Raw genomic sequence first — 14,806 nt, forward strand, 5'->3', positions numbered from 1 at the left:
GTGTCAGCTATCACCATGACCGGACTCGGTCGCGGGACGGCGACTCGTCAGCGGGAGGGGTTCGGGTCATGGTGCAAGTGCTGCCGCCAGACAGGCTGTCGTACGGGATGCAACTGCCGGTGCAGGCGCAGAGCGTGGTGTTCGCGGAGGGGTGGGAGGCGGGGGCCGGGCCGGAGGACCTGGTGGCGGTGGCGCGGGCGGCGGATCGGGCCGGGTTCGCGTACGTGGCGTGCTGTGAGCACGTGGCGATCCCGCGGCGGCTGGCCGGGACGATGGGGACGGTCTGGTACGACCCGGTGGCGACGCTGTCGTATCTGGCGGCGGTGACGGAGCGGGTGCGGTTGCTCAGCCATGTGGCGGTGGTCGGGCTGAGGCATCCGCTGATCAGCGCGAAGCAGTACGCGACGGTGGACCGGTTGTCCGGGGGGCGGTTGATCCTCGGGGTGGGGGCCGGGCACGTGGCGGAGGAGTTCGCGGCGGTCGGGGTGGACTTCGCGCGGCGGGGGGCGCTGCTGGACGAGGCGGTCGACGCGTTGAAGGTGGCGCTGGGGGAGGAGGAGTTCCCGGAGTTCGCGGGGGACCGGTTCGCGTTCGGGGGGTTGGGCCAGGCGCCGCGGCCGGTGCAGCGGCCGCGGCCGCCGGTGTGGGTGGGGGGCTCGTCCCCGGCGGCGGTGCGGCGGGCCGCGGTGCGGGGGGACGGCTGGCTGCCGCAGGGGGACCGTCGGGAGCAACTTCCCCGGCAGATCGCGACGTTGCGGCGGTTGCGGGAGGCGGCGGGGGTGGTCGAGCCGGTCGAGGTCGGGGCGATCGCGGAGCCGGTGTACGTGGGGAAGCCCGGGTGGGACGTGGGGCGGCGGACGCTGGTCGGGCCGCCGGAGCGGATCGCCCAGTCGCTGCGGGAGTACGGGGCGATGGGGGTGCGGCAGGTCCAGGTGCGGTTCCGGAGTCGGGGACGGGCCGAACTGGTCGAGCAGGTCGGGGTCTTCGGGGCCGAGGTGGGGCCGCTGCTGAACGGTTGAGGCGGCGGTGGGGGCGCGGGGGCCGCTGTCCGTACGTACACCACAGGAGGTCCGGGATGGGGAAGTTGGACGGCAGGGTGATCGTTATCACCGGGGCGGCGCGGGGGCAGGGGGAGCAGGAGGCACGGCTGTTCGTGGCGGAGGGCGCGCGGGTGGTGCTGGGTGACGTGCTGGAGGAGGTGGCCCGGCTGGCGCTCTTCCTGTCCTCGGAGGACTCGTCGTACATCACGGGGCAGCCGTTCGTGATCGACGGGGGGTGGATGGCCGGGGTGAGCCCGTTCTGACGCCGCCCCGGCGCGCCGTGCTGATGGTGCGTCAGGTTTGCCCGTTGGGGGTATTGACGGGTCCCGGTGCCGCTGGAACAGTCGGTCCCGTCGCGTGAATCTGACGGTACGTCAGAAATGGCGGCGGGAACGAGTGCCGCCAGCGTCGGAGTTAATCAGCGCCGGAGTCGATCAGCGCCGGAAATGCCAACGTCGGAAACGGGCTGCCGCGGCAGCGGGTAAGGGACGGTGAACCCCCTTGGAATTCGGGCTCTTTGTGCAGGGCTATGTGCCCGCCGCGCGGGCGCAGGCCGATCCGGAGGCCGAGCACCACGCACTGATGGAGGAGACCGAGTACGTCATCCAGGCGGACAGGTCCGGCTTCAAGTACGCCTGGGCGTCCGAGCACCACTTCCTGGAGGAGTACTCCCACCTCTCCGCCAACGACGTCTACCTCGGCTACCTCGCCCACGCGACCGAGCGGATCCACCTGGGCTCGGGCATCTTCAACCCGCTCGCCCCCGTCAACCACCCGGTGAAGGTCGCCGAGAAGGTCGCCATGCTCGACCATCTCTCCTCCGGCCGCTTCGAGTTCGGCTCCGGGCGGGGCGCCGGCAGCCACGAGATCCTGGGGTTCCTGCCGGGCATCACCGACATGAACCACACCAAGGAGATCTGGGAGGAGACCATCGCGGAGTTCCCCCGGATGTGGCTCCAGGACGAGTACCAGGGGTTCACCGGCAAGCACTGGCAGCTCCCGCCGCGCAAGGTGCTGCCCAAGCCGTACGGGGGCTCCCACCCGGCGATGTGGTACGCCGCCGGGTCGCCGTCCTCGTACGCGATGGCCGGGAAGAAGGGGCTGGGCGTCCTCGGCTTCAGCGTGCAGAAGGTCGCCGACATGGAGTGGGTCGTCGACTCCTACAAGAACGCGGTCAAGGACGCCGAGCCGGTCGGGGACTTCGTCAACGACAACGTCATGGTGACGTCCACCGCCATCTGCGCGCCGACCCATCAGGAGGCGGTCCGGATCGCGGTCGGCGGCGGGCTCAACTACCTCCAGTCGCTGCTCTTCCGCTACCACGACACCTTCCCGCGGCCGGACGGTATACCGCAGTGGCCCGAGCTGCTCCCCGAGTACACCGAGGAGCTCGTCGAGCTCCTGATCGCCGAGGAGTTGATGATCTGCGGAGACCCCGACGAGGTGCTGCGGCAGTGCAAGCGCTGGGAGCAGGCCGGCGCCGACCAGCTCTCCTTCGGGCTGCCGATCGGGATCTCCTACGAGGACACCATGAACACCATCAAGCTGATCGGCGAGCACGTCATCCCGAAGATCGACACCGATCCGGTGCACCGGACGACCCGCTTCCGGCGGGCGGCGGTGGCGGCGGCCGGCTGAACCCGCCCCGCGCGCCACCCGCCCGTCCCACCCGCCCCGCACCCCAGAAGGGACGCACGCCATGCTCGACCACCTCATCCAGGCCGCGACCGTCGTGGACGGCACGGGCGCGCCGGCCTTCGCCGCCGATGTCGGCATCCGGGACGGGCGGATCGCGGCGGTCGGCCGGCCCGGCACCGTCACCGAGGAGGCCCGGACGAGCGAGGACGCGCGGGGACTGGTCCTCGCCCCCGGGTTCATCGACCCACACACCCACTACGACGCCCAACTGTTCTGGGACCCCTACGCCACCCCGTCCCTCAACCACGGCGTGACCACCGTCGCCGGCGGCAACTGCGGCTTCACCCTCGCCCCGCTCCACCCCGACCGGCCGGCGGACGCCGACTACACCCGGCGGATGATGAGCCGGGTCGAGGGGATGTCGCTGGTCGCGCTGGAACAGGGCGCGCCCTGGAACTGGCACACGTTCGGGGAGTACCTGGACGCGCTGGAGGGGCGGATCGCGGTCAACGCCGGCTTCATGGTCGGCCACTGCGCGCTGCGCCGGCACGTCATGGGCCCGGACGCGATCGGCGGACAGCCCTCGCCGGCCCAACTCGACGCCATGTTGCGGCTGTTCCACGACGCGATGGACGCCGGGGCGTGGGGGCTGTCCACCACCCAGTCGTCCAGCCACTCCGACGGCGACGGCGCACCGGTCGCCTCCCGGCACGCCCGCCCCGACGAACTGCTCGCGCTCTCCCGGGCGGTCGCCGACCACGAGGGCACCCAGATCGAGGCGATCGTCGCCGGCTGCCTGGACCAGTTCGCCGACGACGAGATCGACCTGCTGGTGGAGATGTCCGCGGCGGCCGGCCGCCCGCTCAACTGGAACGTGCTGACCATCGACGCCGCCGTCCCCGAACGGGTGCCCCGCCAGCTCGTCGCCAGCGAGCGCGCCCGCAAGGCCGGCGGCCGGATCGTGGCGCTCACCATGCCGATCCTCACCCCGATGAACATGTCGCTGGGCACCTTCTGCGCCCTCAACCTCATACCGGGCTGGGGCGAGGTCCTCGGCCTGCCGGTGCCCGAGCGGATCGCCCGGCTGCGCGACCCCGACGTCCGCGCCGAACTGCTGCGCCGCGCGCACGGCAGGGAGGCCGGGGTCTTCCGCCGGCTCACCGACTTCGCCCGCTACGTCATCGGGGACACCTACGCGGCGGCCAACGAGGGCCTGACCGGGCGGGTGGTGCGGGACATCGCCGCCGAACGCGGCCAGGAGCCGTTCCACTGCCTGACCGAGATCTGCGCCAACGACCAACTCCGCACCGTGCTCTGGCCGATGCCGACCGACAACGACCCGGCCAGTTGGGCGCTGCGGCAGCAGACCTGGCAGCACGAGGACGTCCTGCTGGGCGGCTCGGACGCCGGCGCGCACCTGGACCGGATGTGCGGCGCCCCCTACACCACCCGCTTCCTCGGCGACTGTCTGCGCGGCCGGAAGCTGGCCGGGCTGGAGCGGGCGGTGCGGATGCTGACGGACGACCCGGCGCAGCTCTTCGGGCTGCGCGACCGGGGCCGGATCGCCGTGGGGTACCACGCCGACCTGGTGCTCTTCGACCCGGAACGGATCGACGCGGGCGCCGCGACGCTGGTGCACGACCTGCCGGGGGACAGCCCGCGGCTGGACTCCAAGGCGATCGGCGTGGTCAGCGTGCGGGTCAACGGGGTGGAGACGATCCGGGACGACGCGGTGACCGGCGCGGTGCCCGGGACCGTACTGCGCTCGGGACGGGACACGAGGACGGTGAGCACGCGGTGAGCGGAACCGGAGCCGGGGGCGGGGGAGTTGGCGCCGGCGGGCGGCCGTTGGTCCAGCCGCTGTTCATCGGCGGGGAGTGGGTGGAGCCCGACGGCGGGCACTACGCCGTGCTCGACCCGGCGACCGAGGAGGTCGTCGGGTACGCCCCGGAGGCCGGCCGGGCGCAGGTCGCGGCGGCGGTGGACGCGGCCCGGGCCGCCTTCGACGGCTGGTCGCGGACCGCGCCCGAGGAGCGCGCGGCCGTCCTCTCCCGGGCCGCGCGGGTGATCCGCCGGGAGTCCGCCCGCTACGCGGAGCTGGCGCAGGCGGAGAGCGGTGCGACGACCGGGACGGCGCGCGCCCTCCAGGTCGGGGTCTCCGCGGCCCGCTTCGCCCGGTACGCGCGCGGCGCGCTGGAACCGGTGGAGACCGCGGTGCCGCCGCAGATCAACGAGGCCGGGCCGATGGGCGGCGGGGGCGTCTTCGGCGCGGTCGCGGTGCGCCGCCCGGTGGGCGTGGTCACCTGCATCACCTCCTACAACAACCCGTGGGCCAACGCGGCGGGGAAGGTCGCGCCGGCGCTGGCGATGGGCAACACGGTGGTGGTCAAGCCGGCCCCGCAGGACCCGCTGTCGGTGTACCGGATGGCCGAGGCGCTGGCGGAGGCCGGTGTTCCGCCCGGGGTGGTCAACGTCGTCAGCGGGTCGCGGCCGGAGGTCGGCGAGGCCGCGGTGGCCGCGGACGGCGTGGACATGGTCAGCTTCACCGGCTCCACCGCGGTCGGGCGGCGGATCGCCGAGGAGTGCGGCCGCGGGATGAAGCGGCAGCTCATGGAGTTGGGCGGCAAGGGCGCGGCGCTGGTCTTCGACGACGCCGACCTGGCCTTGGCGGTGTCCGGCATCGGCACCACCTTCTCCTTCTACAGCGGCCAGATCTGCACCGCGCCGACCCGGGTGCTGGCCCAACGCGGCATCTACGAACGGCTGGTGGCGGGGCTGGCCCGGTACGCGGAGCGGCTGACCGTCGGCGATCCGCGCCGGCCGGGCACGGTCGTCGGGCCGGTGATCTCCGCCGCGCACCGGGACCGCGTCGAGGGGTACCTCGCGCTCGCGGTGAAGGAGGGGGCGCGCCTGGTCACCGGCGGCGAACGGCCGGATCCGGCGCGCGGCTTCTACGTGGCGCCGACGCTCTTCGCGGACTGCACGGCCGCCATGCGGGCGGTCCGCGAGGAGATCTTCGGGCCGGTGGTGACGGTGGTCCCCTTCGACGACGAGGAGGAGGGCATCGATCTGGCCAACGACAGCGACTACGGGCTGCTGGACTACGTCTGGTCCGGCGATGTGGCCCGCGCCTTCCGGGTGGCGGGGCGGCTGCGGGCCGGCGGGGTCGGCGTCAACACCGTCGGCCGGAACATGGAGGCGCCGTTCGGCGGCTTCAAGCGCAGCGGGGTCGGGCGGGACGTCGGCTCCTACGCGCTGCACGCGTACAGCGAGCTCCAGGCGATCGTGTGGCCGGGGTGAGGGACGCGGGGCGAGGGGCGCGGGCCCGGCCGGTCGTGGCCGAGGGCCCGACCGGGGCAGGCCGACCCCATGGCCGCAACATGGCCGGATGGTGACGTTCGGAATCCGGACGGGAAATTTTAGAACCCGGTCAAAACGGACAGTGCTGCGGTTCTCGCAATGCGGAAAGCTTCAGGTGTGGTCATAAAGTCCAAGGTCCAATTCAACTTCCCCTTGGGATTGAGTGGTTGATGCGCCGGGTTCTCCTGTGGAGTGAAGTTGAGATCTCCGGAAGGCGATCTTCCGGATGCGGAAACAGCAGCATTTAACGTCCTGTTCATGGTTCAGGTTGACCCCCGGCCCCAGACCGGAGACACGGTAACGAGCGTCGCCGCTACCGGCAGTAGCGCCCGCGGCGGCTCCGGCGACACCCGGAACAAGGGCCTCAGCGGCAACTCCGTCGGCCTGCTCGGCAGCGCGGTCATCGGCGTCTCCACCGTCGCCCCCGTCTACTGCCTCACCTCGACCCTCGGCCCCACGGTCGGCGAGGTCGGCGTGCAGATGCCCGCCGTCTTCCTGGCCGGATTCCTGCCGATGCTGCTGGTCGCCTTCGCCTACCGCGAGTTGAACAAGGCCGTCCCGGACTGCGGAACCTCCTTCACCTGGACCGTCAAGGCGTTCGGGCCGCGGGTCGGCTGGATGTGCGGCTGGGGCCTGGTGATCGCCACCATCATCGTGCTCTCCAACCTGGCCGGCATCGCCACCTCCTTCTTCTACCTCCTGCTCGGCGAACTCACCGGCAGCCCCGCGATCGCCGCCCTGGACCACAACCGGATCGCGCACGTCCTGACCTGCCTGGCCTTCATCGCCCTCGCCACCGCCATCAGCTACCGCGGAATGACCGCCACCAAGGGCGTGCAGTACACCCTTGTCGGCCTCCAACTCGCCGTGCTCGCCGTGTTCGTGGCGCTGGCCGTGGTCAAGGCCCGCTCCGGGGACTTCGCCGGCTCCCTGCACTTCTCCTGGACCTGGCTCGACCCCTTCGCGGTGCAGTCCTTCTCCGCCTTCACCGCCGGACTCTCCCTCTCGATCTTCATGTTCTGGGGCTGGGACACCTGTCTGACGGTGAACGAGGAGACCGCCGGCAGCGCGAAGACCCCAGGCCGCGCCGCCCTGTTGGCCATGGTCGTGCTGATCGGCTCCTACCTGCTCACCGCCGTCGCCGCGCAGATGTTCGCCGGCGTCGGCGGCAAGGGCCTCGGGCTGGGCAACCCGCAGACCGCTGACAACGTCTTCGCCGCCCTCGCCAACCCCGTCATGGGCACCGTGCTCGGCGTGCTGCTCTTCGTCGCCGTCCTCGCCTCGGCCGCCGCCAGCCTCCAGACCACCTTCATCCCCGTCGCCCGCACCGTGTTGGCGATGAGCACCTACGAGGCGCTGCCGGCGTCCTTCGCCAAGATCCACCCACGCTTCCGCTCGCCGGGCAAGGCCACCATCGCCGCCGGCGTCGCCACCGGCGTCTTCTACGCCGTGATGAGCTTCATCAGCCAGAACGTGCTGATCGACACCATCTACGCGCTGGGCCTCATGATCTGCTTCTACTACTCGATCACCGCCTTCGCCTGTGCCTGGTTCTTCCGGCGTGCCCTGCTGGGCTCCGCCCGCGACCTCTTCTTCAAGGGCGTCTTCCCGTTGCTGGGCGGGCTCCTGTTGGCCGCGGTCTTCGGCAAGACCCTGATCGACATGTGGAACCCGGCCTACGGATCGGGCAGTTCGGTCCTCGGCATCGGCTCGGTCTTCCTCATCGGCGTCGGCCTGCTCCTCCTCGGCGCCGTCCTCATGCTGATCATGCAACGCCGCAGCCCCGCCTTCTTCCGCGGCGAAATCCTCACCACGGCCACGCCGGCGTTGGCGGCGGAGGAGTAGCGGAGGGGGAGGGCGGGGCTGCAGCAGGCCGCAACTCACCATCCGCACACGGCAGTCAGCGGCCGGCACCCACGCGGGTCACGTAGGTCACGCGGGCCCAGCGGGCCACGCGCCGACGTACCGGGCACCGCCTCGCCAGCGGCCACCTCACCGCCTCGCCACCGCACGAGTGGCCGGCTCGACAGCGGCCACCTCACCAGTCGCCCAGGAAGATCGGGTTCGTCAGGGCGGCCATGGGGCCCGGGAGGGCCGTCGTGGTGGAGGGGTGGCGGAGCTCGGTGCGTATGTAGGCGGCGTTGTCGGGGGTGGTGGACCAGGTGACCGTGCCGGCTCCGGACGGGGGCAGCGGGGCGGTGTGCCGGACGCCCTGGTCGGTGACGAAGGAGACCGCGCAGCCCGGTGCGCCGGAGACCGTCAGACGGGCGGTGACCCGGGCCCCGCCCGGCAGTTCCAGGCGTTGGCCGATCCCGGCGTGCTCGCCGCGCTCGCCGGTGACGGCGAACGACAGGTCGACCGCGGAGGATTCGGCGATCCAGACCCGGCCCGCCCGGATGCCGTCCTGTAGGGCGGGGCGCGAGAGGTCGTCGGCCAGGACCACGGTCTGCGGGAGCCCGACCACGTCCGGATCGCGGTGGGCGTCGCTGTGCCCGACGGCCGGCAACCACGGGCCGCGGCCGCCCCGGACATGGGCGACCAGGGTGTTGTCCCATTCCGCGAGGGTGATCTCGTCGTCGGGGCCGTACGGGCCGTTCCACACCTCCACCGCATCCGCCTCGTTCAGCCCGAACTTCCAGTTGCAGCCGACGCACGTGGCGTGTGGATGCGCCGGGATGACCAGGCCGCCGGCCCGGCGGATGGCGCGCGCGTACCGGCCGAAGGCGTTGTCCCGCGCGCGGTAGCGCCAGTCGATGAAGACACCGGGGTCGGTGCCCATCGCCACCACGTGCCCGTTGCGGGTGGTCACCTCCTCACCGGTCAGGATCAGCAGGTCGTCGCCCCACAGGCCCTCCCAAGCGCCGTGGCTGGCGGTGGTGTTGTGCTCGGTGGTGGTGAGGAAGTCCAGCCGGGCGGCCCTGGCCAGGGCCGCGATCTGGGCCGGGGTGCGCTTGCCGTCGGAGTAGACGGAGTGCAGGTGGTTGTCCCCGCGGTACCAGGCGCGGCCGCGGCCCCGGGCCCGCTCGGGCGGATGGACGGGCGTCGGGGTCTTCCCCGGGGGACCGTGTCGCAGGGTGACGGTGACCTCGTAGTTCAGCCCCTGCGGGGCGACCGTGTACGGGCCGAGGGCGAGGTGCCAGGTGCCGGCGTTGATCGGGCCCGGGAGGTAGCCCGGGGTGGCGTCGTCGGCGCGCACGAAGAACTCCGACCGCGCCCCGCCCGACCAGCCGCGGAAGCCGGCACCGCCCAGCTCCGTGCCGCGCTCGTCGAAGATGCCGATGTCGCAGGCGTTCCCCGCGGTGCCGTCGGGCACGCTCGGCCTGTCGTAGCGGTAGGCGACCGCGATCTCCTTTACGCCGCGCGGGACGTCGACCGGTACGTAGACGAAGTCCGGTGCGCCGGGCGGCAGATGGCCCCGGACCGTGCGGGTCCGCTCGGCCGGCCCTCTTCCGCCCGGCCCGCCTCCGCCCTGCCCGGCGGCCGGCGCCGCCTCGGCGAAGCTCACCCGCCCCAGCGTCAGCGCCCCCGCCGCACCGGCGCCCGCCGACAGTTTCAGTACCTCGCGTCGCTCCATCTCCGCCCCCGGTCGTCGTCCTTGGTCGTCGTGCTCGGTCGTTGTCCTCGATCGTTCTGCTCGGTCGTCGTGCTCGGTCGTCGTGCTCGGTCGTTCGGTCACCGTCGTCGTTCGCCAGCCATGGGCCGCGCGTCGCCGGTCGCTGACCACCAGCCACCACGGTCGCCAGCCGCCCGCCGCACCAGCGACATGTCCCGCACGTCCCACGGCCCCACGCCCACGCGCACACCCAGCTTCATTTCGCCGTGTGAAAACCGTTGTACGCGCGTGTGACACGCCGGAAAAGCCCTGTGGATAACTCACGGTCGGTGAGGCACCATGCGGTCACCCCACCCGCCTGACCCCACGCCCAACGCCCCACCCCACCCCGACGCGGAGGACGCCCAGGATGCGGATCGCGACCACGATCTTCCTGACCGACGAGACGATCCAGCCGGTCCGGCTGGCACAGGAGTTGGAACAGCGCGGCTTCGACGGGCTGTATCTGCCCGAGCACACCCACATCCCGGCCTCCCGGGACACCCCGGCCCCCATGGGCGAGCCGCTGCCCCGCGAGTACGGCCGCACCCTGGACGCGTTCCTCGCCCTCGGCCAGGCCGCCGCGGTCACCGAGCGGCTCCGCCTGGGCACCGGCATCACCCTCGTCGCCCAGCACGACCCGATCGACCTCGCCAAGCAGATCGCGACCCTGGACCACCTCTCCAACGGGCGGTTCACCCTCGGCGTCGGCTACGGCTGGAACGTGGAGGAGGCGGCCGACCACGGTGTGCGGTGGGCGACCCGGCGCGCCCTGGTACGCGACCGGCTGGCGCTGATGCGCGCCCTGTGGGCCGACGAACCCACCGGCTACGAGGGCCGGTTCGGCTCCGTCCGCGCCTCCCTCGCCCACCCCAAGCCGGCCGGCGGCGCGCCGCGCGTCCTGCTGGGCGGCGCGGCCGGCCCCAAGCTGTTCGCGGGGATCGCGGCCGACGCGGACGGCTGGCTGCCGATCGGCGGCCGCGGCCTCGCCCAGGCCCTCCCGGCGCTGCGGCGGGCCTGGGCGGACGCCGGCCGCGCGGGCCAGCCGGACGTGGTGCCGTACGCGGTGCGGCCCACCCCGGGGAAGTTGGCGCACTACCGGGAGCTGGGGGTGGCGGAGGTGGTCCTCCAACTGCCGCCGGCCGGCGAGGCGGAGGTCCTGCGGACCCTGGACGACTACGCGCAGTACTTGTGAGGCGGCGAGCGGTACCGGCGAGACGGCGAGGGGGCGCCGCTCGTCCCACTCCGCCCTAGGACCAGCGGCGTACGGCGGCCCTCCGGGGATCGGTACCGCAGACCGATCCGCGGTGGCGCCGGGCGGGCGTAGCGTCGGTGGTGAAGGCAGTGGAACGCCTCGTCGGAGGGTTCCGCCGAGCTCCGGGAGACCTAGGGAGACACCATGCCCCGCCTCGACCACACGATCGTGCACAGCACGGACCGGTTCGCCTCGGCCCGCTTCCTCGCCGAGTTGCTGGACGCCCCCGAACCCAAGGCGTACGGGCCGTTCGCGGCGCTCAAGATGGACAACGGGGTGACCCTCGATTACGCCGAGCACGTCGCCGGCGGCCGGGAGTTCGTCGCCACGCACTACGCATTCCTGGTGACGGAGGAGGAGTTCGACGGGATCCTGGGGCGCATACAGAAGCGCGACCTGCCCTACTGGGCGGACCCGATGCACGCCAAGCCCCAGGAGATCAACCACCACGACGGCGGCCGGGGCCTGTACCTGAACGACCCCGACGGCCACAACATGGAGTTCCTGACCCGGACCTACTCCGAGCAACTGCTGAACTCCATCTGATCCGCGGCGGGTTCACCGGGCCCGCGCGCCGCCGGGCGCGCGCCCCTCTGCGGCGGTCGGTGCCGTCGGCCGGGGCGCCCGCCACCGCCCCGGCCCCGTCCGTCGTGCCCAACTCCCCGGAGGAAACCTCCGTTTAACGTGATCAGTGGCACATCGATCCGACCGACTCCGGCGGCGGAGATGTCAGTCCTCGCTCGTATGCTCGGGGCATGACTTCCAGCGCGCAGGGATCTGACCAGGGCCTTCGCCAGGGATCTGAGCAGGGCTCGGACCAGGCAGCGGACGGGGCCGTCAAGGGCGGGGCGGCCCCGCGGCCGACGGCCAACGCGATGCGCCGGGCGCTCAAGCGGGCCCGGGACGGCGTGGCGTTGGACGTCGCGGAGGCCGCGGTGCTCCTCCAGGCCCGCGGTGCGGACCTGGAGGACCTGTGCGCCTCGGCGGCCCGGGTGCGCGACGCCGGCCTGGAGGCCGCCGGCCGCCCCGGTGTCATCACGTATTCCAAGAGCGTCTTCATCCCCCTGACGCGCCTGTGCCGCGACAAGTGCCACTACTGCACCTTCGCCACCGTCCCCGGCAAGCTGCGCCGGGCCGGCGAGGGGATGTTCATGTCGCCGGACGAGGTCCTGGCCATCGCCCGCCGCGGCGCCGAACTGGGCTGCAAGGAAGCCCTGATCACGCTCGGCGACAAGCCCGAGGACCGCTGGCCCGAGGCCCGCGAGTGGCTCGACGCGCACGGCTACGACGACACCATCGCCTACGTCCGCGCCATCTCCATCCGCATCCTGGAAGAGACCGGCCTGCTGCCGCACCTCAACCCCGGCGTCATGTCGTGGACGGACTTCCAGCGCCTCAAGCCCGTCTCGCCGTCCATGGGGCTGATGTTGGAGACCACCGCCCAGCGGCTGTGGAGCGAGCCGGGCATGCCGCACCACGGCTCGCCCGACAAGGAACCGGCCGTCCGCCTGCGGCACTTGGAGGACGCCGGCCGCAGCTCCGTCCCGCTCACCAGCGGGTTGCTGATCGGCATCGGCGAGACGGCGGAGGAGCGCGCCGAGTCGCTGTTCGCGCTGCGCCGGGTCGCCCGTGCCTACCACGGCATCCAGGAACTGATCATCCAGAACTTCCGCGCCAAGTCGGACACCGCCATGCGCCGCATGCCGGACGCCACCCTGGACGACCTGGTCGCCACCGTGGCTGTCGCCCGGCACATCATGGGCCCCTCCGGCTGCCTCCAGGCGCCGCCCAATCTGGTGGACGACGAGTACGGCCGCCTCATCGGCGCCGGCATCGACGACTGGGGCGGCGTCTCCCCGCTCACCGTGGACCACGTCAACCCCGAGCGCCCCTGGCCCCAGATCGACGAGCTGGCCGAGCGCTCCGCCGCCGCCGGCTTCGAGCTGCGCGAACGGCTCGCCGTCTACCCGGAGTTCGTCCAGCGCGGCGAGCCCTGGCTGGACCCCCGGCTGCGGCCGCACGTCGCCGCCCTCGCCGATCCGGAGACCGGGCTGGCCCGGGAGGACGCCGTGGTCGAGGGCCACCCCTGGCAGGAGCCCGACGAGGGGTTCGTCCCCTCCGGCCGCACGGACCTGCACCGCACCATCGACACCGAGGGCCGCACCACGGACCGCCGGGACGACTTCGACGAGGTCTACGGCGACTGGGAGGCGCTGCGCGAGGCCGCCGCGCCCGGCATGGTGCCCTCCCGCATCGACGCCGACGTCCGGGGGGCCCTCTCCCAGGCCGCCGACGACCCGACGAAGCTCACCGACGCCGAGGCGCTCGCCCTGTTGCACGCCGACGGCCCGGCCCTGGACGCGCTCTGCCGGATCGCCGACGACCTGCGTCGCGCCACCGTGGGCGACACCGTCACCTACATCGTCACCAGGAACATCAACTTCACCAACGTCTGCTACACCGGCTGCCGGTTCTGCGCCTTCGCCCAGCGCCGCACCGACGCCGACGCCTACACGCTCTCCCTCTCCCAGGTCGCCGACCGCGCCCAACAGGCGTGGGACGTGGGCGCGGTGGAGGTCTGCATGCAGGGCGGCATCCACCCCGACCTGCCCGGCACCGCATACTTCGACATCGCCCGCGCCGTCAAGGAACGGGTCCCGGGCATGCATGTGCACGCCTTCTCGCCGATGGAGGTGGTCAACGGGGCGACCCGCACCGGCCTGTCCATCCGGGAGTGGCTGAGCGAGGCCAAGGCCGCCGGCCTGGACTCCATCCCCGGCACCGCCGCCGAGATCCTCGACGACGAGGTCCGCTGGGTCCTCACCAAGGGCAAACTCCCCACCGCCACCTGGGTCGAGGTCATCAAGACCGCCCACGAGCTGGGCATCGGCTCCTCGTCGACGATGATGTACGGGCACGTCGACCAGCCCCGGCACTGGCTCGGCCACCTCCGGCTGCTGGCCGAGATCCAGCAAGAGACCGGCGGCTTCACGGAGTTCGTCACGCTGCCGTTCATCCACACCAACGCCCCCGTCTATCTGGCCGGCATCGCCCGCCCCGGCCCCACCACCCGCGACAACCGCGCGGTGACGGCGATGGCCCGCATCCTGCTCCACCCGCACATCACCAACATCCAGACGAGCTGGGTGAAGCTGGGCGCCGAGGGCGCCGCGGAGATGCTCCGCTCCGGTGCCAACGACCTCGGCGGCACGCTGATGGAGGAGACCATCTCCCGTATGGCCGGGTCGAGTTACGGCTCCTACCGCTCCCTCCAGGACCTGGTCGCCATCGCCGAGCTCGCCGGCCGCCCGGCCCGCCCCCGGACGACCTCCTACGGCCAGGTCCCCGCGGAGCGCCAGGCCGCCGCGCTGGCGTCGGACGGCCATCTGCCGGAGCTGCTGCCGGTGGTGGAGTAGCGGCGGCGCGCGGACGGCCGGGCGGGGGCACCTCCCGTCCGGCCGCCGGCGGCCGTCAGGGCGCGTCCGGCGGATCTCCGCGGCGGCGCGGCGTCTGGCGCACCCGCTCGCGGCGTTGCCGACACGCCCCCATAGCTCCGCTAGGAAGACATCCCGGCGCCTCGCGATCGCACCCGCCAGACGCCGCTCCTTCCGCCACGGAGACCCGTCAGAAGCGCCCTAGCCCTCGTCGTACTCCGCCTCGTGCTGGAGGATGCACTGCTGCCACTGCGACAGCGCCTCCTCGCGGTCGCCGCCGGCGTCCTGGGCGGCGACGATCAGCGCGTCGGCGGCCATCGCGGCCAGCCGCACCGCGACATGGCACACATCGCGTTGGGGGAGCGGCCGGAGGAGTTCCACCGCACCGTCACTGTCCCCGGACAGGGCCGAGGCCACGACGGCCATGGTGGTGCGGTCCCACTCGTACTCGGACATGGGGAGAGCATGCCCAGTGGGTGGCGCGGCC

Annotated in this window: 10 protein-coding genes and 1 pseudogene; 9 read left to right on the top strand and 2 right to left on the bottom strand. The window is 72.6% G+C overall.

The features are described 5' to 3' along the window. Positions 1-68: 68 nt before the first annotated feature. The 6 genes and pseudogenes from PV796_RS22595 (at position 69) to PV796_RS22620 (ending at position 7,883) form a co-directional block, all read left to right on the top strand. The gene (locus PV796_RS22595; protein ID WP_274915158.1) at positions 69-1,019 is read left to right on the top strand and encodes a TIGR03619 family F420-dependent LLM class oxidoreductase; all 951 of its coding nucleotides are present in this window, start codon (positions 69-71) and stop codon (positions 1,017-1,019) included. 56 nt (positions 1,020-1,075) lie between these two features. After that, positions 1,076-1,199, top strand: a pseudogene (locus tag PV796_RS22600) (short-chain dehydrogenase); the annotation flags it as partial. A 342-nt stretch (positions 1,200-1,541) separates the two neighbouring features. After that, entirely contained in the window at positions 1,542-2,678 is a 1,137-nt protein-coding gene (locus PV796_RS22605) for an LLM class flavin-dependent oxidoreductase (RefSeq protein WP_274915159.1), read from the top strand. Positions 2,679-2,739: 61 nt separating this feature from the next. Continuing rightward, positions 2,740-4,479: an N-acyl-D-amino-acid deacylase family protein gene (locus PV796_RS22610; RefSeq protein ID WP_274915160.1), complete on the top strand. Its 1,740-nt coding sequence runs from the start codon at positions 2,740-2,742 to the stop codon at positions 4,477-4,479. Beyond that, positions 4,476-5,978 carry an aldehyde dehydrogenase family protein gene (locus PV796_RS22615; protein WP_274915161.1) on the top strand — a complete coding sequence of 501 codons (1,503 nt, stop codon included), beginning with the start codon at positions 4,476-4,478 and terminating at the stop codon, positions 5,976-5,978. The genes PV796_RS22610 and PV796_RS22615 overlap by 4 nt, the downstream gene beginning before the upstream one ends. Before the next feature lie 318 nt (positions 5,979-6,296). Beyond that, positions 6,297-7,883 carry an APC family permease gene (locus PV796_RS22620; RefSeq protein WP_274915163.1) on the top strand — a complete coding sequence of 529 codons (1,587 nt, stop codon included), beginning with the start codon at positions 6,297-6,299 and terminating at the stop codon, positions 7,881-7,883. Between the two features lie 193 nt (positions 7,884-8,076). Here the strand turns inward: PV796_RS22620 and PV796_RS22625 are convergent, their stop codons facing one another. Beyond that, entirely contained in the window at positions 8,077-9,612 is a 1,536-nt protein-coding gene (locus tag PV796_RS22625) for a CehA/McbA family metallohydrolase (protein ID WP_274915164.1), read from the bottom strand. Positions 9,613-10,000: 388 nt separating this feature from the next. On the opposite strand from PV796_RS22625, the gene PV796_RS22630 reads away from it, so the two are divergent. From PV796_RS22630 to PV796_RS22640, 3 genes are all read left to right on the top strand, one after another. Continuing rightward, on the top strand, positions 10,001-10,825 hold the full coding sequence (locus PV796_RS22630; RefSeq protein WP_274915165.1) for a TIGR03619 family F420-dependent LLM class oxidoreductase: 825 nt from the start codon (positions 10,001-10,003) through the stop codon (positions 10,823-10,825). 204 nt (positions 10,826-11,029) lie between these two features. Then, positions 11,030-11,431 (top strand): VOC family protein, encoded by a 402-nt coding sequence (locus PV796_RS22635; protein ID WP_274915166.1) that lies wholly within the window; start codon positions 11,030-11,032, stop codon positions 11,429-11,431. Between the two features lie 209 nt (positions 11,432-11,640). Continuing rightward, positions 11,641-14,301: a bifunctional FO biosynthesis protein CofGH gene (locus PV796_RS22640; RefSeq protein WP_274915167.1), complete on the top strand. Its 2,661-nt coding sequence runs from the start codon at positions 11,641-11,643 to the stop codon at positions 14,299-14,301. Positions 14,302-14,520: 219 nt separating this feature from the next. Here the strand turns inward: PV796_RS22640 and PV796_RS22645 are convergent, their stop codons facing one another. Beyond that, complete coding sequence (locus PV796_RS22645; protein WP_274915168.1) at positions 14,521-14,775, bottom strand: hypothetical protein; 255 nt, start codon at positions 14,773-14,775, stop codon at positions 14,521-14,523. Positions 14,776-14,806 lie beyond the last annotated feature (31 nt).

The organism is Streptomyces sp. WZ-12, from assembly GCF_028898845.1.
Taxonomy (GTDB): domain Bacteria; phylum Actinomycetota; class Actinomycetes; order Streptomycetales; family Streptomycetaceae; genus Streptomyces.